The following is a 21,906-nucleotide window of genomic DNA, read 5'->3' as shown; positions in this document are numbered from 1 at the left end:
TCACGAGAATGCCTGCCATGCCCGCGCTCGATCCCTTCACCGTCTTCGCCCTCGTGCTGGTCGCCGCCCTGTGGCTGGCGCTGGCCGTCGACCGCTGGCTCGGCGAGCCGCCCGCCGCGCTGCATCCGGTCGTGTGGATGGGCCGCTACCTGGACTGGATCGGCAGCCGCCTCGCACCGCGCGCGGCCGACGCCAAGCCGCGCGACCTGCCGGGCTTCGCGATGGGCGCGCTCGGCTGGTGCGTGGGCGCGATGGCCGCGTTCGCCGTCGCGTCGGCGGTGCAGAGCCTGGCGATGCAGTGGCTGCCGGTCTGGGGCATGGCCGTGGCGCTCGGGCTTGCGTTCAAGCCGCTCTTTGCGTGGCGCATGCTGCGCGACGAGGTGCTGGCGGTCGAAGCCGCACTGGGCGAATCGCTCGACGCAGGCCGCGCACGGCTCGCGCGCCTCGTGAGCCGCGATGTCTCGGTGCTGAGCGAACGCGAGGTGCGCGAGAGCGCTATCGAGTCGCTGGCCGAGAACCTCAACGACTCGCTGGTGGCGCCCGTGTTCTGGTTCGTGCTGTTCGGCCTGCCGGGCGCGGCGCTCTACCGTTTCGCCAACACCGCCGATGCCATGTGGGGCTACCGCGGCGAACGCGGCGGGCGCGACTGGACCTGGTTCGGCAAGTGGGCCGCACGCGCCGACGACGTGCTCTCGTGGCTGCCCGCACGCCTCACCGTGCTGCTGCTGGCGCTCGCGGCCGGCCGCTGGCCGCGCGGCGTGGCCCGCGAGGCGCGCCGCACGCCATCGCCCAACAGCGGCTGGCCGATGGGTGCGATGGCGCTGCTGCTGGGTGTGCGGCTTGCGAAGCCGGGGGTCTACGCGCTGAACGGGGAAGGGCGCGCCGCCACGTCGGCCGACACCGCGCGCACCGCGCAGCTCGGTGAACGGGCGGCGTGGGGGCTGGCGGTGATCGCTTCGCTCGCGATGCTGTCGCCGTTGCTGGCGAGGTGGGCATGACGAATCCAACCATGGTGCATGGCGGCCCCGACGAGACGGGCGCCGCGCCGCACGACTTCTCGACCAACGGCAACGCGGTCGGCTCGTGCCCCGCGGTGCTGGCAGCGCTGCGCGAAGCCGACGCGGCGCACTATCCCGATCCGCGCTACACCGCGCTGCGCGCCGCGCTTGCCGATTTCCATGGCGTGGCCGTGGAGCGCATCGCGATCGCCGCGAGCGCGAGCGAATTCATCCACCGCATCAGCGCGGTCGTGGCACAAGGCGGTGGCGGAGAGGTCTGGCTGCCCGCGCACAGCTACGGCGACTACGAACGTTCGGCCTTGGCCTGGGGCCTCGGCGTGCGGCGCGTGCCTGAGGCTTCAGACGGTGCTGCTTTGCGCTGGTGCTGCGAACCGTCGAGCCCATTCGGCCAGCCGCAGCCCGACATCGCGCAGCATGCCGCCAGCGATGCCGTCTGCGTGCTCGACATGGCCTACGAGCCGCTGCGCCTCGAAGGTCAGCCCTCGCACGACGCCGCGCAGCGCGACCGCCTCTGGCAGCTGTGGACCCCGAACAAGGCCATGGGCCTCACGGGCATCCGCGCCGCCTACGCCATCGCACCCGCGAACAGTGACGTTGCTGGTCCGCTGCTGGAACGACTCGAACGTCTTGCCCCGTCGTGGCCGCTGGGCACGCACGGCGTGGCGCTGCTCACGACCTGGACCAGCGACGAAGCGCAAGGCTGGCTGGCGCGCAGCCTCGACATCCTGCGCGACTGGAAGGCGCGGCAGCGAGCCGTCTGCGAATCGCTGGGCTGGCAGGTGCTGTCCGGCGACGCCAACTTCTTCGGTGCGCAGCCCGACGTGCCATACCCGCCCCGCGCCGCCGCGCTGCGCGCCGAGGGCATCAAGCTGCGTGATTGCGCGTCCTTCGGCCTGCCGGGGCACCTGCGCCTGGGCGTGCTGCCGCCGGCCAGTCAGCAGGCCTTGAAGGCCGCGTGGGCGAGGGCCAGCGTCGCACGACACAGCGGCTGAATGCACCTCGCACCACAATAGGGCCGTCTCAAGAAAAGGAAAACGAACAGGCCCATGCTCTACGCCATCACCACGCTCTTCCTGTGCCAGCTTGCCGGCGAACTGCTTGTGCAGTGGCTGTCGCTGCCGATTCCCGGTCCGCTGATCGGCATGCTGCTGCTGTTCGTCGGCCTGCTGGTGCGCGGCGGCGTGCCGCAGGAGTTGACCGACACCTCGGGCCACCTGCTGCGCAACCTGATGCTGCTGTTCATCCCGGCGGTGACCGGCGTCATGCTGCACTTCGAGCGCGTGGGGCGCGAGTGGTTGCCGTTCCTGGCGGCCGGTGTCGTGGGCGGTGCCTTCACGATGGCGGTGACCGCGCTCACGCTGCGCTGGATGATCCGCATCACGGGCAAGGACGCCGAATGAACGCGCCCGTCAAGTTGTCTGAAATCTGGGTCTTCCTGGCCCAGTCGCCGCTGCTGTGGCTGTCGCTCACGCTGCTGGCCTACCTGGGCGCGCTGTGGCTGCATGCGCGCAGCGGGCGCAACCCGATGGTCAACCCGGTGCTGGTGTCGGTGATCGTCATCGTGGGCGTGCTGCTGCTCACGCGCACGCCTTACGACACCTACTTCGAGGGCGCCAAGTTCGTCCACTTCCTGATCGGCCCGGCCACCGTGGCACTGGCCGTGCCGCTGTACAGCCAGGTCGGCCGGCTGCGGCGCCTGTGGCTGCCGATCGGCGTGGCGCTGCTGGTGGGCTCGGTGGCCGCCATCGTGTCGGCCATCGGCATCGGCTGGTTGCTCGGCGGTTCGCGCGAGCTCCTGATGTCGCTCGCGCCCAAGTCGGCCACCATGCCGATCGCGATGGGCGTGGCCGAGAAGATCGGCGGCCTGCCGTCGCTGGCCGCCGTGGCCGCGGCCATCGCCGGCATCTCGGGCGCGATCATGGCGACGGGCTTGCTGAACCTGCTGCGCATCAAGGAACCCGCGGTGCGCGGCTTTGCCGTCGGCATGGCGGCGCACGGCATCGGGACGGCGCGCGCCATCCAGGTGAACGAGACCGCGGGCGCGTTCTCGGCGCTGGCGATGGGGCTCAACGGCATCGCGACCGCGCTGCTGGTGCCGCTGATCGTGAAGCTGATGACCGTCTGACATCCATTCATCCCATCCATCGAGGAGCACGACCCATGTCCGAGTACACCGCCGAGATCGTCTGGAAGCGGGGCGACCAGGACTTCCTGGCCAACACCTACAGCCGCCACCACGTACTGCGCTTCGACGGCGGCGCGCAGGTGCCGGGCTCTTCGTCGCCGCACGTGGTGCCGTTGCCGTTCTCCGACGCGTCGGCGGTCGATCCGGAAGAGATGTTCGTGGCCTCGCTGTCCAGCTGCCACATGCTGTGGTTTCTCACCATGGCGGTGAAGCGCAAGTTCGTGGTCGACCGCTATGTCGATGCGGCCACGGGGGTGATGGAGAAGAACGCCGAAGGAAAGATGGCGATGACTGTCGTCACGCTGCGTCCTCAGATCAGGTTTTCGGGTGAGAACCTGCCGACGCGCGAGCAGATCGCGCATATGCACCATCGGGCGCATGAGGAGTGCTTCATTGCGAATTCGGTGAAGACGGACGTGCGCTGCGAGCCGGTCTACTGACCCGTGGCGGGTGGGTGACCTCCACGCGACTGCGTTGGACGGGAGGGGGCGCAATACTCGACGCGCATCGATCCCCCGAAAGGCCTCCCCCGTGCACATCCAGCCCCTCTTCGCCATCGAGGCGCGCGACGAGCTTCACCGGCTCATGCGTGCCTACCCGCTGGCCACGCTCTTCACGGTCGCGGGCGGGGCGGTCGATGCCAACCTGCTGCCGCTGGAGGTGATCGATCGCGGCACGCACGGCATGTTGGCAGGCCATGTAGCCCGCAGCCATTCGTTGTGGAACAGCGAGGCGCGCGAGGGTTGTGACGTCACGGTCGTCTTCCAGAGCCCGAACGCGTTCATCTCCCCGCGCTGGTACGTCAACGGCCAGCGCAGCGGACGATTGGCGCCGAGCTGGAACTACATCGCGGTGCAAGCGACGGGGCGGTTGCGGTTCATCGAAGACACCGCCTGGCTGCGCTCGCATCTCGAAGCGCTGACGCGGTCGCAGGAAGCGGGGCGCGACGAGCCCTGGTCATTGGCCGACGCATCACCCGAGTTCGTCGATGACGCGCTATGGCGGCTGGTCGGGTTCGAGATCGACATCCTCGCGCTGACCGGCAAGCGCTTCCTTTCGCAGCAGCGCACCGAGCCCGACCGGCGCAGCCTGGTCGAGCACCTGTCCCGAGAAGAATCGCTACCGGCACGTGCGCTGGCAGCGCTGATCCAGCCCTGAAAAGGCGAGAAAGGGCGCCCCTCAGCGTCGCTGCAACCGCGGATTCTTCGCAAACAGATCCGCCGCCCAGTCCACAAACGCCCGCACCTTCGCGCTCAGGTGCCGGTTCGGCGGGTACACCACGTGGATCGGCAGCGGGTCGCGCTGCCAGTCGGCCAGCACCTCGACGAGTTCGCCGCTTTCCAGCAGCGGCTCGGCGGTGAAGGTGATGCACTGCGACAGGCCGAAGCCCGCGAGCACGGCCGTCATGTGGGCGTTGCTCTCGTTGACCGACACACGGTAGGGGCCGTTGAGCTCGATGTACTCGTCGCCCTTCTTGAACTCGTGCGGGTACACGCGCCGGGTGGTACCCGAGAAGTAGCTCACGACGTGGTGGCGCTTCTCGATGTCGTTCGGATGCTGCGGCGCACCATAGCGCTTGATGTAGGCCGGCGAGGCCACGGTGACGAAGTGCAGGGTGCCGATGCGGCGGGCCACCAGCGACTGGTCGTTGAGTTCGCCGGCGCGGATCACGCAGTCGACGTTGTCGCTGATCAGGTCGACGGTGCGGTCGCTCACGCCCAGGTCGACCTGGATGTCGGGGTAGCGGTCGCAGAAGCTGGCCAGGTTGGGCAGGATGATCTGCTGCGCCACCGAGGTGCCCACGTCGATGCGCAGCCGCCCCGTGGGGTTGGCCTGCGCATTCGTCATGCTGGCTTCCATGTCGTCGAAGTCGTTCAGCAGCCGCGCGGCGCGCTCGAAGTAGGCGGCGCCGTCGGGCGTGACGGTGACGCGCCGCGTCGTGCGGTTGAGCAGCTTCACGCGCAGGCGCGATTCCAGCGCCTGGATCTGCTTGGTGACGGTGCCCTTGGGCAGGGCCAGAGAGTCGGCGGCACGGGTGAAGGTGCCGGCTTCGACCACGCGGACAAAGATCCGCATTGCCTGGATTTGATCCATCGAATGCCTGTTCAGGGAGACCGGCGTATGCCGGAAGGAGGCGGATTCTCACACAAGGAATGCGCCCCTACGGTATGCCCGATTGTTCTCCGTTTGGAAACAGAGTAGGGCTGTGTTTCCTGTTTCAACGCGCTTGTAGCGCCTTATATTTCAACCATCGCCCATCCCCCTGAGGTCGCCCATGTCACCCCGTCCATCGTCCCGGTCCGCTGAAGCTGCTGCGCTTGCCGCGGCGCAAGGCGTGGAGTCCGATCTGTCGATCGAGCTGCCCGGCCGCGAGCCCGTGGCTGCCCGTGTCTACGGTCAGCGTCCACGGGGCGAGACCGTGCCGCTGGTGCTGCATTTCCATGGCGGCACCTTCATCTGCGGCAACCTCGACAACGGCCGCAACGTGGCCCGGCTGCTGGCCGGCGCGGGCGCGGTGGTGGTGTCGCTCGACTACCCGCTGGCCCCGGCGGCCCCGTTCCCGGAGCCGGTCGAGGTGGGTTATGCGGCGCTCGAGTGGCTCTACAAGCAGCGCGTGAAGCTCGGCGGCAAGGGCGCCCAGGTGTACCTGGCCGGCGAAGAGGCCGGTGGCAACCTGGCGGCCAGCGTGGCCCTGGTGGCCCGCGACCGCGCCCATCCGCCGCTGGCAGGCCAGATCCTGCTGTCGCCCATGCTCGACCCGTGCGCCGGCACCGCCTCGCTGCGCAATGCCACGAACGACGAGGCCGAATGCCGCTGGGCCACGGGCTGGGCCAAGTATTTGAGCTGTCCCTCGAACGCCACGCACCCCTATGCGGTGCCCAGCGGATCGCTGCGGCTGGCCGCCCTGGCACCGGCGCTGGTGCTGGTGGGGCCCGACGACGCGATGCGCGACGAGGCCATGACCTTCGCGGGCCGCCTGCGCTCGGCCGGCATCGAGGTCACGAGCAGCGTGCTGACCGGCGCCGACAACTGGCCCAAGGCGCTGTACGACACCGAGGCCGTGGGATGCGCATCCTGCGAAGCCAGCGTGCAGCAGCACTTCCGCGAGTTCTTCAGCGCCACCACACCGCCCCCGGCGGTCCCTGAGCCCAGCTAGGCCCGCGAGGGTCCGCTCCGCCCCCTGAACCAAGCCGCCGCCTCCACCGAGGCGGGTGGCAGGGCTTTCTGTTCTCTGAATTCCGCCTCCTGACGCCGCCGGCGCCGGGATGGCCTGTTGCATCCCGAAAAAGTCATCGAGAAGGACGAACCATCATGTCGAACAAGAACGAACACACGCTGTCTTCCGCCGCCCGCAAGAGCCTGTGGCCCGCCGTCACCGGCCTCACCGCGGTGCTGGCCGTGGCCGCCGCGGTGGTGGGCATGTACAGCTTCAAGGCCGAGGCCACGGCCCCGGTCGCCGCGCAACAGGGCACGCCGGTGTCGGTCGCCACCGTGGCGTCGAGCGAGATCAACGCCTGGGACGAGTTCTCGGGCCGGCTCGAAGCCGTGCAACGCGTCGACGTGCGCTCCCGCGTGGCAGGCGCCGTGCAGGCGGTGCACTTCCGCGAAGGCGCGCTGGTGAAGCAGGGCGACCTGCTCATCACCATCGACCCGGCGCCGTACGCTGCCGAGGTGGAGCGTGCCGAAGCGCAGGTCGCCTCGGCGCAAGCCCGCCAGGCCTTCAGCCGCAGCGAGCAGGAGCGTGCCCGCCGCCTGTGGGACGAGCAGGCCATCGCGCAGCGTGAACTCGACGAGCGCGTGAACGCCGGCCGCGAAGCCGAAGCCAACCTGCGCGCGGCGCAGGCCTCGCTGCAGACCGCACGCCTGAGCCTGGGCTACACCCAGGTGCGCGCACCGGTGTCGGGCCGTATCGGCAAGCTCGAAGTGACCGTGGGCAACCTGGTGGCCGCCGGCCCCGGCGCACCTGTGCTGACCACGCTGGTGTCGGTGAGCCCGATCTACGCGAGCTTCGACGCCGACGAGCAGGTCATCACCCGCGCGCTGAAGGACCTGCCGGCCAACGCCGGCGCCCGTGGCCAGATCGACACGATCCCCGTGCAGATGGGCACCGCCGGCCTCGAAGGCACGCCCTTCACCGGCAAGCTGCAGCTGATCGACAACCAGGTCGACGCCCGCAGCGGCACCGTGCGTGTGCGCGCCTCGTTCGACAACAAGGACGGCGCGCTCATTCCCGGCCAGTTCGCCCGCATCCGCATGGGCCAGGCCCGCAACGACACCGCGCTGCTGGTGAGCGAACGTGCCATCGGCACCGACCAGAACAAGAAGTTCGTGATGGTCGTGGGCGACGACAACAAGGCCATGTACCGCGAGGTGACGCTGGGCGCGCCCATCAACGGCCTGCGCGTGGTGAGCAAGGGCCTGAAGGCCGGCGACCGCGTGGTGGTGAACGGCCTGCAGCACATCCGCCCGGGTGCGCTGGTGGTGCCGCAGACCGTGACGATGGACGCCAAGCTCGATACGAAGCAACAACAACCGGAACGCGTGGCCGAGGCCGCGAAGTCCTGATTTCGGAGGAGGGCGCCCTGGCGCCCGCCGGAGAACCAACATGAATCTCTCAAAATTCTTCATCGACAGGCCGATCTTTGCCGGCGTGCTGTCGCTACTGATGCTGATCGCCGGCCTGATTGCGCTGCGCGGCCTGCCGATCTCGGAGTACCCCGAAGTCGCGCCGCCTTCGGTGGTGGTGCGCGCAACGTACCCCGGCGCCAACCCCAAGGTGATCGCTGAAACGGTGGCCACGCCGCTCGAAGAGCAGATCAACGGCGTCGAAGGCATGCTCTACATGGGCAGCCAGGCGACGACCGACGGCGTGATGACGCTCACCGTCACCTTCCGCCTCGGCACCGATCCCGACAAGGCCCAGCAGCTGGTGCAGAACCGCGTCTCGCAAGCCGAGCCGCGCCTGCCCGAGGAAGTGCGGCGCCTGGGCATCACGACCGTCAAGAGCGCACCCGACCTGACGATGGTGGTCCACCTCGTCTCGCCGAACAACCGCTACGACATCAACTACCTGCGCAACTACGCGGTGCTGAACGTGAAGGACCCGCTCGCGCGCATCGAAGGCGTGGGCCAGGTGCAGATCTTCGGCGGCGGCGACTACTCGATGCGCGTCTGGCTCGACCCGCAGAAGGTCGCGCAGCGCGGCCTCTCGGCTTCCGACGTGGTGGCTGCGATCCGTGGCCAGAACGTGCAGGCCGCGGCCGGCGTGGTCGGCGCATCGCCGGGCCTGTCGGGCGTGGACATGCAGCTGTCGATCAATGCGCAAGGGCGCCTGCAGAGCGAAGAAGAGTTCGGCGACATCATCGTCAAGAGCGGCACCGACGGCGCCGTCACGCGTCTTCGCGACATCGGCCGCCTCGAAATGGGTGCCGCCGACTACTCGCTGCGTTCGCTGCTGAACAACGACCCGGCCGTCGGCATGGGCGTGTTCCAGGCCCCGGGCTCCAACGCGCTCGACATCTCGTCCAACGTCCGCAAGACGATGGAAGAGCTGAACAAGAACATGCCGGAAGGCCTGGAATACCGCATCGCCTACGACCCGACGCAGTTCGTGCGCGCATCGATCGAATCGGTGATCCACACGCTGCTCGAAGCCATCGCGCTGGTGGTGCTCGTGGTGATCCTGTTCCTGCAAACCTGGCGCGCGTCGATCATTCCGCTGCTGGCCGTGCCGGTGTCGGTGATCGGTACCTTCGCGGTGCTGCACATCCTCGGTTTCTCGATCAACGCGCTGAGCCTGTTCGGGCTGGTGCTGGCGATCGGCATCGTGGTGGACGACGCCATCGTGGTGGTGGAGAACGTCGAGCGCAACATCGAAGCCGGGCTCACGCCGCGTGAAGCAACCTACCGTGCGATGCGCGAAGTGTCGGGCCCCATCATCGCGATCGCGCTGGTGCTGGTGGCCGTGTTCGTGCCGCTGGCGTTCATCAGCGGTCTCACGGGCCAGTTTTACAAGCAGTTCGCGGTGACCATCGCGATCTCGACGGTGATCTCGGCCATCAACTCGCTGACGCTGTCGCCGGCCCTTGCCGCATTGCTGCTGCGCGGCCACGACCAGCCGAAGGACGCCCTGACGCGCGGCATGGACAAGGCCTTCGGCTGGCTGTTCCGCGGCTTCAACAAGTTCTTCCATCGCGGCTCCGAGGCCTACAGCGGCGGCGTCAAGCGCGTGATCTCGCGCAAGACGCTGATGCTGGTGATCTACCTCGCGCTGGTCGGCGTGACCTTCGGCCTCTTCAAGGCCGTGCCCAGCGGCTTCGTGCCGGCGCAGGACAAGCAGTACCTCATCGGTTTTGCCCAGCTGCCCGACGGCGCCACGCTCGACCGCACGGAAGAGGTGATCACCCGCATGGGCGAGATCATGAAGAAGAACCCGAACGTGGAAGACGCCATTGCCTTCCCGGGCCTGTCGATCAACGGCTTCACCAACAGCTCGAACTCGGGCATCGTGTTCGCCACGCTCAAGCCCTTCGACCAGCGCAAGCGCGCCGACCAGAGCGGCGGTGCGGTGGCGGGCCAGCTCAACGGTGCGTTCTCGAGCATCCAGGACGCGTTCATCGTGATGTTCCCGCCGCCGCCGGTGGCAGGCCTGGGTACGACCGGCGGCTTCAAGCTGCAGATCGAAGACCGCGCCTCGGTCGGCTACGACCAGATGGACGTCGCGGTGAAGGCCTTCATGGCCAAGGCCTATGCAGCGCCCGAGCTGACGGGCATGTTCACGAGCTGGCAGGTCAACGTGCCGCAGCTGTACGCCGACATCGACCGCACCAAGGCGCGCCAGCTCGGTGTACCGGTGACGGACATCTTCGACACGATGCAGATCTACCTCGGTAGCCTGTACGCCAACGACTTCAACAAGTTCGGCCGCACGTACTCCGTGCGCGTCCAGGCCGATGCGCCTTACCGCGCCCGTGCCGAAGACGTGGGCATGCTGAAGGTGCGCTCGACCTCGGGCGAGATGGTGCCGCTGGCCGCGCTGATGAAGGTCAACTCGACCTTCGGCCCGGAACGCGCCATGCGCTACAACGGCTACCTGGCCGCTGACATCAACGGCGGCCCGGCCCCCGGCTATTCGTCGGGCCAGGCGCAGGACGTGATCACCAAGATCGCGGCCGAGACGCTGCCCAAGGGCGTGAGCTTCGAGTGGACCGAGCTGACGTACCAGGAAATCCTGGCCGGCAACTCCGCCTTCCTGGTGTTCCCGCTGGCGATCCTGCTGGTGTTCCTGGTGCTGGCCGCGCAGTACGAAAGCCTGACGCTGCCGATCGCGATCATCCTGATCGTGCCGATGGGCATCATGGCCGCGATGGCGGGCGTGTGGATCTCGGGAGGCGACAACAACGTCTTCACGCAGATCGGGTTGATCGTGCTGGTGGGGTTGAGTGCGAAGAACGCGATCCTGATCGTGGAATTCGCACGGGAGCTGGAGTTCGCTGGACGCACGCCCATCCAGGCCGCGATCGAAGCCAGCCGCCTGCGCCTGCGCCCCATCTTGATGACCTCGCTGGCTTTCGTGATGGGTGTGCTGCCCCTGGTGCTCTCGACCGGCGCCGGCTCCGAGATGCGCAAGGCGATGGGCGTGGCGGTGTTCGCCGGGATGATCGGCGTGACGGCCTTCGGCCTGTTCCTGACGCCGGTGTTCTATGTGCTGATGCGCCGCCTGGCGGGCAACCGGCCGCTCAAGCTGCACGGCGAAGTGCCGCACGGCGACGACTTCGTGTCGGCTGACCATCCGGTGGCGCCTTCGCACGGTGGCGGTGGTGGCGGTCTGCACCCGGTGCCGGCCTCGCCGCGCCCCTCGCATGGCGCGCATGACTGATCGACAAGAAGAAAGAAGGTTGTCCATGACATTCGCAATCCCAACCCTGATGCGCCCGCTGCGCCCGCTGCGCGCCGCCGTGTTGCCGCTGGTGGCGGCCCTGGTGCTGGCCGGTTGCGCCAGCGTGCCTTCGGGCATGCCCACGGTGCCGACCGCGGCGCAGTTCAAGGAACAGCCGGGTGCCACGGCGCCGGCCGGCTTCACCCGGGCCACGCCCGCCGAGGCGCAACCGCGCGGCGAGTGGTGGCTGGCATTCAACGACCCGGTGCTCAACACGCTGATCCAGCGCGCCGAGGTCGACAACACCAACATCCAGGCCGCCGCCGCGCGGCTGGCCGAGGCCCGCGCGCTGGCGCGCAGCGCCCAGGCCGACCGCCTGCCGCAGATCGGCCTGGGTGCCGGCGCCAACCGCGGTGCGGGCCTGGACAAGGCCACGGCCAGCACCCGGCCGGGCACCATGACCAACATCGGCGCCACGTTCTCGTACGAGGTCGACCTGTTCGGCCGCCTCTCGGGCGCGGCCGATGCGGCCAAGCTCGACGCGGCCGGCCGCGAGGCGCTGCTGCAGAGCACCCGGCTCGCGGTGCAGGCCGAGGTGGCGCAGACCTACCTGCAGCTGCGCGCGCTCGACGCCGAGCGCGTGCTGGTGCGCGAATCGGTCGCCGCCTACCGCGACACGCTGCGCCTGACGCAGCGCCGCCAGCAGGCCGGCGACATTGCCGAGCTCGACGTGGCGCGCGTGCAGACCGAGGTGTCGTCCACCGAGTCGGACGCGCTCGCACTCGATCGCCAGCGCGCCCAGGTGGAACATGCGCTGGCCGTGCTGGTGGGCGATTCGGCCTCCAGCTTCGGCATGCGGCCCGACGACTGGGCCACTGCCTTGCCGGTGATCCCGCCGGGCGTGCCGTCCACGGTGCTCACGCGCCGGCCCGACGTGTCGGCCGCGCAGAGCGCCGTCATGGCGGCGCAGGCCCGCGTGGGCGTGGCGCAGACCGCGTGGTTCCCGAACATCTCGCTGACCGGCGCGGCCGGCTACGCCTCGCCCGAGATCGGCGACCTCTTCAAGTGGTCGGCCCGTTCGTGGGGCGTGGGCGCGCTGCTGTCGCTGCCGATCTTCGATGGTGGCCGTCGCGAGGCCGGTGTGCAGGGCGCCAACGCCCAGCTCGACGGCGCACTGGCCAGCTACCGCTCGCAGGTGCTGGTGGCGTTCCAGGAGGTCGAAGACCAGCTGGCGGCCATCCGCATCCTGCAGGAGCAGTCGGTGGTGCAGGCGCAGGCCGTGACCTCGGCCCAGCGCGCCACCAGCCTGTCGGACACGCGCTACCGCAACGGCTACGTGAGCCAGCTCGACCTGCTCGACGCGCGCCGCAGCGAGCTGCGCAACCGGCGCCAGGCGCTGCAGGTGAAGTCGGCCCAGTACCAGGCGACGGTGGGGCTGATCCGCGCCATCGGCGGCGGCTGGGAAGTGCCGGCCACGGAGAAGGTGGCGACCCGCTGATCGGGTCGATCCGGGCTCAGGCGCGGTCGCCAGGGCCCGGGTGCGTCGCCGTGGCGGCGGCCTGTTTCAGCGCCACCGCCCCCAGCGCGAGCGCGCTCGAATAGCTGGATTGCGGGCGCGCAGCCACCCGCAGCGGCCGGTAGCCGAGCGTGTCGGAGGTGCTGCCGGTGTCGTGGACGGCTTCGAGCAGGAGCCAGTAGAACCGGCCCGGCTCGCGTTCCTCGACCGTCAGCGCCAGATCGTTGAGGGCGGACATGATTTTCCGGTGCGGCCCTGAGAGGCCTCATCCTTATTACGTCTGAGTCGGCCTTCCGGTTTCAGTTCGGCGCTCAACGACAATCCCCGGATGAGTTCTAGAGCGACAAGCGGGCCGGCGCGCTGCGTCATGGTCCTGGGCACCACGAGCGGCGCCGGCAAGAGCTGGCTGGCCACCGCGCTGTGCCGTTGGTATGCCCGCCAGGGGCTGCGGGTGGCGCCGTTCAAGGCGCAGAACATGAGCAACAACGCCCGCGTGGTCGAGGGCGGCGAGATCGGCAGCGCCCAGTACTTCCAGGCCCTGGCCGCCAACGCCGTGCCCGACGTGCGCATGAACCCGCTGCTGCTCAAGCCCGAGCGCGACACCCACAGCCAGGTGGTGCTGATGGGGCAGGTGAGCGAGTCGCTGTCGACCCTGCCGTGGCGCGGGCGCAGCGAGCGCGTCTGGCCGCAGATCGCGCAGGCCTTTGATGAGTTGCGCGCCGAGAACGACGTGGTCGTGATTGAAGGCGCGGGTTCGCCGGCCGAGATCAACCTCATGGCCAGCGACATCGTCAACCTGCGCGTCGCGCGCCACGCCCAGGCGCGCTGCCTGCTGGCGACCGACATCGACCGCGGCGGCGCCTTCGCCCACCTGTACGGCACCTGGGCGCTGCTGCCGGAGCCCGACCGGGCGCTCATCCATGGATTCGTGCTCAACAAGTTCCGGGGCGACGCGTCGCTGCTGGCGCCCGCGCCGCAGCAGCTGCAGGCACTGACCGGCGTGCCGACCGTGGCGACGCTGCCCATGTGGTGGCAGCACGGCCTGCCCGAGGAAGACGGCGTGTTCGACGACCGCAGCCGCGCCTGCGGGGTGGTCACGCGCACCGTGGCGGTGGTGGCCTACCCGCGCCTGAGCAACCTCGACGAATTCCAGGCCTTGAAGAACGTGCCCGGCGTGCGCCTGGTCTGGGCCCGCACGCCGGCTGACGTGGCCGGCGCCGACTGGATCGTGCTGCCCGGCTCCAAGCACACGAGCGGCGACCTGGCCTGGCTGCGCGGGCAGGGGCTGGACCGCGCCGTGGCCGAGCATGCCGGGCGCGGCGGTGCGGTGCTGGGCGTGTGCGGCGGGCTGCAGATGCTGGGCGAGGCGCTGGTCGATCCGCACGGCATCGACGGCAACGCGCCGGGGCTCGGCCTGCTGCCGCTGGTGACCGTGTTCGAGCGCGAGAAGACTGTGCGGCACCGCGAGGCGACCTTTTCCGGCGACCTCGTGGCCGGCTCCTGGTCCGCGCTGGCGGGCGTGCGCATCGCCGGCTACGAAATCCACCACGGCCAGACGGCCGCCCATCCGCAACTGGCCCACGACGGCCACGCCGTGATGCCCGAGGGCCTGGCCTGGCAGAACGCGCGTGGCAACGTGCTGGGCCTCTATCTGCACGGCCTGTTCGAAGACCCGGCCGCGCTGCAGGCGCTGTTCGGCACCACGGCGCCCACGCTGGACGCCACCTTCGACGGCCTGGCCGACTTCATCAACACCCACTTCGACGCCGGCGTGCTCGCCGGCCTGATCGCATGACCGACACCGATTTGATTCCCGCCATTCCAGACATCGCCGACGCCGCGCTCGCGGCGCACCTGCAGGCCGCGCTCGACAACAAGACCAAGCCCGTCGGCGCACTGGGCCGCCTCGAAGCGCTGGCGCTGCGCATCGGCACCATCCTGGGCACCGAGCAGCCCGTGCTCGACGCGCCGCAGATGCTGGTGTGCGCGGGCGACCACGGGCTGGCGGCGCGCGGCGTGTCGGCCTACCCGAGCGACGTGACCTGGCAGATGGTCGAGAACTTCCTGGCCGGCGGCGCGGCCGTCAGCGTGCTGGCGCGCCAGCACGGCCTGGCGCTCACGGTGGTCGATTGCGGCGTGCGGCGCGACTTCCAGCCGCGCCCCGGCCTGGTGTCGCGGCGCATCGCCGCCGGCACGGCCGACGCCTCGGCCGGCCCCGCCATGACGCCCGAACAGTGCGCCCAGGCCATCGCCAACGGCCGCGAGGTGGTGCGCGCGCTGCCGGGCAACGCGCTGCTGCTGGGCGAAATGGGCATCGGCAACAGTTCGTCCGCCGCGCTGCTGCTGTCGCGCCTGGCCGGGCTGGACATCGGCCTGTGCACCGGCGCCGGCACCGGGCTCGATGCGGAAGGCCTCGCACGCAAGCGCGAGGTGCTGCGCGAGGTACTCGCCCTGCACGCGGGTGCGACCGCGCCGCTCGAGGCGCTGGCCGCGTTCGGCGGCTTCGAGGTGGCGACGCTGGTCGGCGCCGTGCTGCAGGCGGCGCAGGAGCGGCGCGTGATCGTGGTCGACGGCTTCATCGCCAGCGCCGCCGTGCTGGTCGCGCAGGCGATCCGCCCGCAGGTCACGCAGCGCTGCGTGGCGGCGCACAGCTCGGCGGAGCCTGGGCACACGCTGCTGCTGAAGCACCTCGGGCTCGAGCCCTTGCTGAACCTCGACCTGCGCCTGGGCGAAGGCTCGGGCGGTGCGCTGGCGTGGCCGCTGCTCGAATCGGCCTGCCGCATCCTGCGCGAGATGGCGAGCTTCGAATCGGCGGGCGTGTCGCGCCAGCAATGAACGGCGTGCGCCATTTCCTGCTGGCCGTCCAGTTCTTCACCCGCGTGCCGGTGACGGGAAAACTCGCCGCCTGGGTCGGCTTCAGCCCGCAGATGCTGCGCGCCGCCGCGGCGCACCTGCCGGCCATCGGCTGGATCGCGGGCGGGGTGGCGGCGGCCGTGTTCGTGGCCGTGGGGGCGGGTTTGCCGGGCGTGGCAGGGGCGTTGGTCGCGGCGGTGCTGAGCACCGTCGCCACCGTGATGCTCACGGGCGCCTTCCATGAAGACGGCCTGGCCGACGTGGCCGACGGCCTCGGCGGTTCGGCCAGCCGCGAGCGCGCGCTGGAGATCATGAAGGACTCGCGCATCGGCGCCTTCGGCGCGGTCGCGCTGGTGCTGGCGCTGGGCCTGAAGTTCGGCCTGCTGGCCGCGCTCGCTGCGCGCGGGCTGGATGTGGCGGCGGTGTCGATCGTCGGCGCGCATGTGCTGTCGCGGCTGGCGCCGCTGTTCCTGATCCGCTGGCTGCCCTATGTGGGCGACAGCAGCGGCAGCAAGGCCAAGCCGCTGGCCGATGCGATCAGCGGCGGCGCGCTGCTCGTCGCCGTGCTGTGGGCCGCACCCGCCGTGGCGCTGCTGCTGTGCGCGCACGACGTGGTGCACGTGGGCGCGGCGCTCGTGGCGCTGGTGCTCGCCGGGGGCTGGATGGCGCGGCTCTTCGTGCGTCGGCTGCAGGGCTTCACGGGCGACGGGCTCGGTGCCACGCAGCAGGTGTGCGAGCTGGCGATCTACCTCGCGCTGGCGTGGAAGGCATGAGCACCGCGACCGCCCAGCTCTGGCTGCAGCGTCATGCACCGGTGATCGCGCCGGCGGGCCTGTGCTACGGCGCGACCGACCTCGATGCCCATGCGGACGGCACGCAGGCCGCCGCCGCGCGCATCGCCGCGGTGCTGCCGGCCGGCATCGCGCTGTGGAGTTCGCCGCTGCGGCGTTGCGCCATGCTGGCGGACGCCATCGTCGCGCTGCGGCCCGATCTGTCGGTGCGGCGCGATGCGCGGCTGGCGGAGATGAGTTTCGGCGCCTGGGAAGGGCGCCTGTGGTCGGCCGTGGCCCGTGAGGAATTCGAGGCCTGGACGAATCGTTTTGCCGATGCCCCCGCAGGAGGCGACGGCGAGAGCGTGCGCGCCTTCATGCAGCGCGTGGCCTCGGCGCATGCCGACTGGCTGGCGACCGGCGCCGATGCGCTGTGGGTCACGCATGCCGGCGTGCTGCGCGCGGTGCAGTTGCTGTCGCAGGGCGTGACGTGCCCCGAACGGGCCGATCAATGGCCCAACGACGCGGCGGCCTTCGGCGACTGGCGCGTGGTCGCCGCGCCGCTCGGCTGACGAGGCGCTGTCAGTTCTTGGCGCGCCACTGCTCGCGCCAGAGACGATCGAGCTGCCCCGCGAACTGCGGCGAGGGGCCGCCCAGGAGCTGGTTCTGCCCGTTGCGTTGCACCAGGCCGTAGAGCCGGCCCGAGCCCTGGTCGTACAGCGCGATCGCGTTGTGGTCGTAGCAGTCGTGCGGCTTGCAGAAGGCGTGCAGCAGGTAGCGCGTGCCGTCCACCGTCACCCATTGCGGCTCGGGCGACGGGCCTTCGCGGCGCACCAGCCAGCGCTCGGTTTCGCGCGCGCCCAGCGCGGCGCGCCAGGCCTTGTCCATCGCGGGGCCCCGGGCGAGGGCGGCCGGGCTGCCCGTGGCGGGTGCCGGCGGCTTGGGGGCGGCGGTCGCGGGTTCGGCGGGCGGCGCCGCGGCGCGCGCCGGACCGTCGCAGCGCCAGTAGCGCGGCTTCATCAGCTCCGACCCCAGCTGGCCCATGACCGGCTTGTCGGCCTTCAGCGTGATCGACTGGCCGCGCGCATCGCGAAAGACCAGGAAATTCATCATCGCGTTGTCGCCCTTGTCCACGCGGCTCATCAGCGCCACGTCGAAGTTCGGCGGCGGCGCCTGGTTGCCGAAGAAGCTGTGCGCCGTGTCCGGCTGGCGGCCGACGACGCGGCGCTTGCCGCGTTCGGCGATCAGCATGTCTTCGCGCACCTGCAGCGTCGGTGCGGCTGCGTCGGCGCAGTTGGCGGACCAGCGTCCGCCGTAGAGCGCCATCGTCTCCGGCGGCAGCACGCCGTCGCGCGACCAGGCGGCGCCCGCGCTGCACAGCGCTGCGAGGAAGAGGAGGGCGGCGGAAGGTGTCTTCTTGAAAATCGTTGTCGTCGTCATGTGCGAGGTGGTGTGTGCCGCTCAGGCGGTCTTGGGGGCCGGTGTCTTGGGCTTGAACGAGCAGAAGGTGGAGACCGCGCATTCCCAGCAGCGCGGCTTGCGCGCCACGCAGACATAGCGCCCGTGCAGGATCAGCCAGTGGTGCGCGTGCAGGCGGAACTCGGGTGGGATGCGCTTTTCGAGCTTGAGTTCCACGTCCAGCGGCGTCTTGCCGGGCGCGAGTCCGGTACGGTTGCCGATGCGGAAGATGTGCGTGTCGACCGCGATGGTCTCTTCGCCGAAGGCCACGTTGAGCACCACGTTCGCCGTCTTGCGCCCCACGCCCGGCAGCGCCTCGAGCTCGGCGCGCGTGCGCGGCACCTCGCCGCCATGCAGCTCGACCAGCATGCGGCAGGCCTCCATCAGGTGCTTGGCCTTGCTGCGGTACAGCCCGATCGTCTTGATGTACGACTCCAGCCCTTCCACCCCAAGGTCGAGGATCGCCTGCGGCGTGTTCGCCACCGGATACAGCCGGCGCGTCGCCTTGTTCACGCCCACGTCGGTGGCTTGCGCCGACAGCAACACGGCGGCCAGCAGCTCGAAGGGCGTGGTGTATTCGAGCTCCGTGCGCGGCTCGGGGTTGGCGGCCTGCAGGGTGGCGAAGAAGAGGGGGATGTCGGATTTTTTCATGGGGTCTTCGTGGAATTCTGTGCCTGGTCGAGGCCGGCTTCGAAGCGCGCGCACTGCGTCCGCACGCCCGCCTCGACCGCGCGCCAGACCGGCTCGGGGAAGTCCGGTGGCAGTTCCTTCTCGACCCGCTGCAACGCGAGCGGCGCATCAGCGACCAGGCTGCACAAGGTGTCGAAGGCACCGGGCACGCCCGATTGGGCTGCGAGCGCCCGCCAGTGGCGTGTCTGGATGCTCTGCAGCGTGTAGTGGGCATTCTTGCCGCGCAAGGCCATCGCAAGGCGCGCCTTGTGTGCGGACACGAGGGTGGGTCCGTTGCCGATGATGGGCCACATCGACAGCATGTCGTACAGCGGCGTCATGTCGTAGCCGCCCCCGCGGCGCAGGAAGATCGAATAGTTCTTGGCGTGCCCGTCCGTCGCGGCCAGCAGCCAGAACGCGAGTTGCACGCGCACGAAGGTGGCCTTGTCCTTTCGTGCATCGCTGCTGCCCGCGAGCAGCGACAGGCATTGCCGGATGCCCGGTCCGCCGTCGCTCTCGTATTTCAGCGTCGCGGGCAGTCCGCTGGCCTGGCAGAAGTCTTCCTGGGGCAGGCGCGCGATCCAGCGGCCCTGGTCCATCCAGCGACGGTCGAAGCGCTCGACCACCAGTGCCTTCTGGTCGCCGAAACGGCCGATGGCGGTCGGGGCCACATCGAAGCCGAAGGCCGTCATCAGCCGCGCGCAGAGCCACTCGTTCTCCACGGAGTGGGTCATGTCCGCGCGCATGTTGCCCACCAGCCCGAGCGGCAGCTTGAGGATGTGCGTGGTCGGCGTGGCGCCGTGCGGGCGGTGCCATCGATCGCCGATGCGCAGCAATGCGGTCTTTTCCTGTGCGCCAGCGATCGAGATGCGAAAGTCGTCGTCGGCAGCGTCGTCGCGTTGCCCAAGCACCGGATCGCTGGTGACATTGCGCAGCAGTTGCGCCACGCGGTCTTCCGTCAGGGCTTCACTGTCGACGCGGTCGAAGGGCTCCGGTGCCTGGCCGGCAGGGAGCAGTTGCACGGCGCCGACACAGTCGCGCCCGATGGCCGCGAGCAGGTCGGCGGCCTCGATGCTGGCCGTGCGAAAACGCCGGCGCAGACGTTCGCGGATGCGGTCGCTGTCGGGCAGGAGGTTGTCGAAGTAGTTCTCGACCGCGGGACCCCGCAGTTCTTTCTCGCCGTGCGGGATCGGCAGCGACAGCGACAGCGCACGCACGTTGGGCGAGCGTAGCCACGCGTCGTCGTAGCGCAGGGCCGGCACGCCGGTTCGTGTCCAGAACCAGGCGCCGACGTACTCGCCGTTCATCCAGATGTCGAGCGCGGGATGGGCCATGGGCGGCGGCTACCAGTCGGCGGCGCCCGGTGCGGCGCTGGGGGAGGCCTTGTCGGCGGAGGTCAGCAGCAGGCGCGTATCGAGCGCATGCAGCACCTCGAGCAGCTGGGCCACGTTGACCGCGCCCGGATTCTTTTCGATGTCGGCCATGCGGGTCTGGCCAACGCCGATCAGCGCCCCGAGCTGCGCCTGTGTCAGCCGGCGGGCCTTGCGCAGCGACTTCAGGTGTGCGGAAAGCTGGGTCGGAGAATGTATGAGGGAGTCCATCGTTTACCGCCTTGAGGTGGTAAATACAAATTATCGTCTTTGGGCGATATTGTCAATATATCGTTGAAAGGTGATAAATCTACGCAGTTTTATTGCCTGCTGCTTTCGCGACAATGACGCCCAGAAAGTGAGACTGACCATGCAATTCGCCTCCCGCCTCGACAACGTCGAAACCTCCGCCATCCGCGAACTCTTCAAGCTGCTGGGCAAGCCCGGCATCATCAGTTTTGCGGGCGGCTTTCCCGACAGCGCCATGTTCGACGTCGAGGGCCTGAAGGAGGCGAGCCAGAAGGCGCTCACCGAAGAGGCCGGCGGGGCCCTGCAGTACGGCGCCACCGAAGGCTACGAGCCGCTGCGCAACCAGCTCAGTTCCTTCATGAAGACCAAGGGCGTCGACGTCGACCCCAGCGGCCTCATCGTCACCACCGGCAGCCAGCAGGCACTCGACCTGCTGGGCAAGACCATGATCTCGCCCGGCGACAAGGTGATCGTCGAAGGCCCGACCTTCCTGGCCACGATCCAGTGCTTTCGCCTGTACGGCGCGCAGCTCATCAGCGCACCCATCGACGCCAACGGCGTGAAGACCGACGAGCTCGAAAAGCTCATCGCCGAGCACAAGCCCAAGTTCGTCTACCTGATCCCCACCTTCGGCAACCCCAGCGGCGCGATGCTGACGCTGGAGCGCCGCAAGAAGGTGCTCGAGCTGGCCGTGAAGTACCAGACGCTGATCGTCGAGGACGACCCCTACGGCGACCTGTACTTCGGCGAGGCGCCGCCGCCGTCGATCATGTCGCTGAGCAAGGACGTGCCCGGCAGCCGCGAGCTGCTCGCGCATTGCGGCAGTCTGAGCAAGGTGCTCAGCCCCGGCCTGCGCATCGGCTGGATGATCGCGCCGCCCGAGTTGCTGGCCAAGGCCACGATGTGCAAGCAGTTCAGCGACGCCCACACCAGCACCTTCGCGCAGGCGACGGCCGCGCAGTACCTCAAGAGCGGCCGCATGCCCGGCACGCTGGCGCATGTGCGCGAGGTCTACGGCCAGCGTGCGCAGGCCATGGGCGCCGCGCTGACGCGCGAGCTGGGCGATGCGGTGAGCTTCACGCAGCCCAACGGCGGCTTGTTCTTCTGGGCGCGCCTGACGGGCGCCAACGGCAAGCTGGCCGATGCCAACGAGCTGGCCAAGCGTGCGATCGAGAAGCTGGTGGCTTTCGTGCCCGGCGCGCCGTTCTTCGCCGAGAAGCCCGATGTGGCGACGCTGCGCCTGAGCTTTGCCACGGCCGACATCGAGAAGATCGAAGAGGGCGTGAAGCGCCTCGGCCAGGCCCTGTAACGCCGACGTTCAGGGGGATCGGTGCAGGCGGGGCGCCGCCAGCAGGTCCAGGTTGTCTGAAATGGCCGCATCCACGTTCGGATAGCGGCCTTTCATTTTGGAGAGCGTCATGATGGTCTGCAGTGCCTTCAGGTCCTTGACCGACGGCGCGACCTTGATCTGCGCAATGGCCGCCGGGGCGTTGCCGCCGTTCACCAATGCCATCACCTTGCTTGCCCAGTCGTTTGCGCGTGCCATGTCTTCACCTGCTTTCCATTTGAACCGCCGACTTTACACAGCGGGTTACCATCACCCATGAGAAAAACCTTCCAGCTTCAGGTCGAGGGCAAGCACCCCGACCGTCTCCTCGAAGCCGTCAAGCACGAGATCCGCAAGTACATCAAGCGCGAGCGCCGCCGCGACCTGCCCGAAGGCGCCGACTTCTGGGACTTCGACTGCCGGTTCGGCACCGCCCAGGAATCCGCCGAAACCATTCACCTCACGGCCATCACCGGCCTCATCGACGGTGTGGTGAAAGAGGGCGGCAAGCAGTTCTACATCGAGATCCTGGCCAAGCCCGGCAAGCGCCAGCCGCGGCCTGCGGGTGCGGCCGATCGCACCGCCGCCGAGCACGACGAGGAATAAGCCCC

The 21,906-nt window shown here is 69.4% G+C and carries 23 protein-coding genes; 16 read left to right on the top strand and 7 right to left on the bottom strand.

What is annotated here, in order from left to right; all coding sequences use genetic code 11:
• The first annotated feature begins 17 nt into the window (after positions 1–17).
• From cbiB to AC07XP_RS02790, 6 genes are all read left to right on the top strand, one after another.
• Complete coding sequence (gene cbiB, locus AC07XP_RS02815) at positions 18–998, top strand: adenosylcobinamide-phosphate synthase CbiB (RefSeq protein WP_495263727.1); 981 nt, start codon at positions 18–20, stop codon at positions 996–998.
• Complete coding sequence (locus AC07XP_RS02810; RefSeq protein WP_495263726.1) at positions 995–2,011, top strand: aminotransferase class I/II-fold pyridoxal phosphate-dependent enzyme; 1,017 nt, start codon at positions 995–997, stop codon at positions 2,009–2,011. Before cbiB ends, AC07XP_RS02810 begins: the two co-directional genes overlap by 4 nt.
• Positions 2,012–2,065: 54 nt before the next feature.
• On the top strand, positions 2,066–2,419 hold the full coding sequence (locus tag AC07XP_RS02805; RefSeq protein WP_056581435.1) for a CidA/LrgA family protein: 354 nt from the start codon (positions 2,066–2,068) through the stop codon (positions 2,417–2,419).
• Positions 2,416–3,144 (top strand): LrgB family protein, encoded by a 729-nt coding sequence (locus AC07XP_RS02800; protein WP_495263725.1) that lies wholly within the window; start codon positions 2,416–2,418, stop codon positions 3,142–3,144. Before AC07XP_RS02805 ends, AC07XP_RS02800 begins: the two co-directional genes overlap by 4 nt.
• Before the next feature lie 35 nt (positions 3,145–3,179).
• Positions 3,180–3,644: an OsmC family protein gene (locus AC07XP_RS02795; RefSeq protein ID WP_495263724.1), complete on the top strand. Its 465-nt coding sequence runs from the start codon at positions 3,180–3,182 to the stop codon at positions 3,642–3,644.
• 91 nt (positions 3,645–3,735) lie between these two features.
• Positions 3,736–4,362 (top strand): FMN-binding negative transcriptional regulator, encoded by a 627-nt coding sequence (locus tag AC07XP_RS02790; RefSeq protein ID WP_495263723.1) that lies wholly within the window; start codon positions 3,736–3,738, stop codon positions 4,360–4,362.
• 21 nt (positions 4,363–4,383) lie between these two features.
• Here the strand turns inward: AC07XP_RS02790 and AC07XP_RS02785 are convergent, their stop codons facing one another.
• Positions 4,384–5,298 (bottom strand): LysR family transcriptional regulator, encoded by a 915-nt coding sequence (locus AC07XP_RS02785; RefSeq protein ID WP_495263722.1) that lies wholly within the window; start codon positions 5,296–5,298, stop codon positions 4,384–4,386.
• A 181-nt stretch (positions 5,299–5,479) separates the two neighbouring features.
• Here AC07XP_RS02785 and AC07XP_RS02780 point away from each other — a divergent pair, with 181 nt between their 5' ends.
• The 4 genes from AC07XP_RS02780 to AC07XP_RS02765 all read left to right on the top strand — a co-directional run bounded on the left by AC07XP_RS02780 (position 5,480) and on the right by AC07XP_RS02765 (position 12,581).
• Positions 5,480–6,361 carry an alpha/beta hydrolase gene (locus AC07XP_RS02780; protein WP_192196550.1) on the top strand — a complete coding sequence of 294 codons (882 nt, stop codon included), beginning with the start codon at positions 5,480–5,482 and terminating at the stop codon, positions 6,359–6,361.
• Positions 6,362–6,516: 155 nt separating this feature from the next.
• Positions 6,517–7,770 (top strand): efflux RND transporter periplasmic adaptor subunit, encoded by a 1,254-nt coding sequence (locus tag AC07XP_RS02775; protein WP_487847065.1) that lies wholly within the window; start codon positions 6,517–6,519, stop codon positions 7,768–7,770.
• A gap of 40 nt (positions 7,771–7,810) precedes the next feature.
• Positions 7,811–11,083, top strand: coding sequence for an efflux RND transporter permease subunit (locus AC07XP_RS02770; protein WP_070060506.1), 3,273 nt, complete (start codon positions 7,811–7,813; stop codon positions 11,081–11,083).
• Between the two features lie 25 nt (positions 11,084–11,108).
• Positions 11,109–12,581: an efflux transporter outer membrane subunit gene (locus tag AC07XP_RS02765; RefSeq protein WP_495263721.1), complete on the top strand. Its 1,473-nt coding sequence runs from the start codon at positions 11,109–11,111 to the stop codon at positions 12,579–12,581.
• Between the two features lie 16 nt (positions 12,582–12,597).
• On the opposite strand, the gene AC07XP_RS02760 is transcribed toward AC07XP_RS02765, so the two are convergent.
• A complete protein-coding gene (locus tag AC07XP_RS02760) occupies positions 12,598–12,837 on the bottom strand; it encodes a hypothetical protein (RefSeq protein ID WP_139703779.1) in 240 nt (79 codons plus the stop codon).
• A gap of 90 nt (positions 12,838–12,927) precedes the next feature.
• Between AC07XP_RS02760 and AC07XP_RS02755 the strand changes: the two genes are divergently transcribed.
• Genes AC07XP_RS02755 through AC07XP_RS02740 form a run of 4 tightly spaced genes read left to right on the top strand, consistent with a single transcriptional unit; the run spans position 12,928 to position 16,794 of the window.
• Complete coding sequence (locus AC07XP_RS02755; RefSeq protein WP_495263720.1) at positions 12,928–14,394, top strand: cobyric acid synthase; 1,467 nt, start codon at positions 12,928–12,930, stop codon at positions 14,392–14,394.
• Positions 14,391–15,434 (top strand): nicotinate-nucleotide--dimethylbenzimidazole phosphoribosyltransferase, encoded by a 1,044-nt coding sequence (gene cobT / locus AC07XP_RS02750; protein ID WP_495263719.1) that lies wholly within the window; start codon positions 14,391–14,393, stop codon positions 15,432–15,434. The genes AC07XP_RS02755 and cobT overlap by 4 nt, the downstream gene beginning before the upstream one ends.
• A complete protein-coding gene (locus AC07XP_RS02745) occupies positions 15,431–16,225 on the top strand; it encodes an adenosylcobinamide-GDP ribazoletransferase (protein ID WP_495263718.1) in 795 nt (264 codons plus the stop codon). Before cobT ends, AC07XP_RS02745 begins: the two co-directional genes overlap by 4 nt.
• Positions 16,222–16,794 carry a histidine phosphatase family protein gene (locus AC07XP_RS02740; RefSeq protein WP_495263717.1) on the top strand — a complete coding sequence of 191 codons (573 nt, stop codon included), beginning with the start codon at positions 16,222–16,224 and terminating at the stop codon, positions 16,792–16,794. The genes AC07XP_RS02745 and AC07XP_RS02740 overlap by 4 nt, the downstream gene beginning before the upstream one ends.
• 10 nt (positions 16,795–16,804) lie before the next feature.
• Here AC07XP_RS02740 and AC07XP_RS02735 read toward each other — a convergent pair whose 3' ends face one another.
• From AC07XP_RS02735 to AC07XP_RS02720, 4 genes are read right to left on the bottom strand one after another with little or no spacing between them, the layout of a single operon-like run.
• A complete protein-coding gene (locus AC07XP_RS02735; protein ID WP_495263716.1) occupies positions 16,805–17,662 on the bottom strand; it encodes an Ivy family c-type lysozyme inhibitor in 858 nt (285 codons plus the stop codon).
• Positions 17,663–17,683: 21 nt separating this feature from the next.
• Complete coding sequence (gene nth / locus AC07XP_RS02730) at positions 17,684–18,331, bottom strand: endonuclease III (protein WP_062480730.1); 648 nt, start codon at positions 18,329–18,331, stop codon at positions 17,684–17,686.
• The gene (locus tag AC07XP_RS02725; protein ID WP_495263715.1) at positions 18,328–19,683 is read right to left on the bottom strand and encodes a type II toxin-antitoxin system HipA family toxin; all 1,356 of its coding nucleotides are present in this window, start codon (positions 19,681–19,683) and stop codon (positions 18,328–18,330) included. The genes nth and AC07XP_RS02725 overlap by 4 nt, the downstream gene beginning before the upstream one ends.
• A 9-nt stretch (positions 19,684–19,692) precedes the next feature.
• Positions 19,693–19,950 (bottom strand): helix-turn-helix domain-containing protein, encoded by a 258-nt coding sequence (locus tag AC07XP_RS02720; protein WP_492685564.1) that lies wholly within the window; start codon positions 19,948–19,950, stop codon positions 19,693–19,695.
• 139 nt (positions 19,951–20,089) lie between these two features.
• Between AC07XP_RS02720 and AC07XP_RS02715 the strand changes: the two genes are divergently transcribed.
• Positions 20,090–21,277: an aminotransferase-like domain-containing protein gene (locus AC07XP_RS02715; protein WP_493192437.1), complete on the top strand. Its 1,188-nt coding sequence runs from the start codon at positions 20,090–20,092 to the stop codon at positions 21,275–21,277.
• 9 nt (positions 21,278–21,286) lie between these two features.
• Here the strand turns inward: AC07XP_RS02715 and AC07XP_RS02710 are convergent, their stop codons facing one another.
• Positions 21,287–21,514, bottom strand: coding sequence for a hypothetical protein (locus tag AC07XP_RS02710; protein ID WP_013541760.1), 228 nt, complete (start codon positions 21,512–21,514; stop codon positions 21,287–21,289).
• 57 nt (positions 21,515–21,571) lie between these two features.
• Here AC07XP_RS02710 and AC07XP_RS02705 point away from each other — a divergent pair, with 57 nt between their 5' ends.
• Positions 21,572–21,901, top strand: coding sequence for a DUF6172 family protein (locus AC07XP_RS02705; RefSeq protein WP_495263714.1), 330 nt, complete (start codon positions 21,572–21,574; stop codon positions 21,899–21,901).
• Positions 21,902–21,906: the final 5 nt, after the last annotated feature.

The organism is Variovorax sp. GW531-E2, from assembly GCF_059423125.1.
This window is presented reverse-complemented; position numbering and strand designations above follow the sequence as displayed.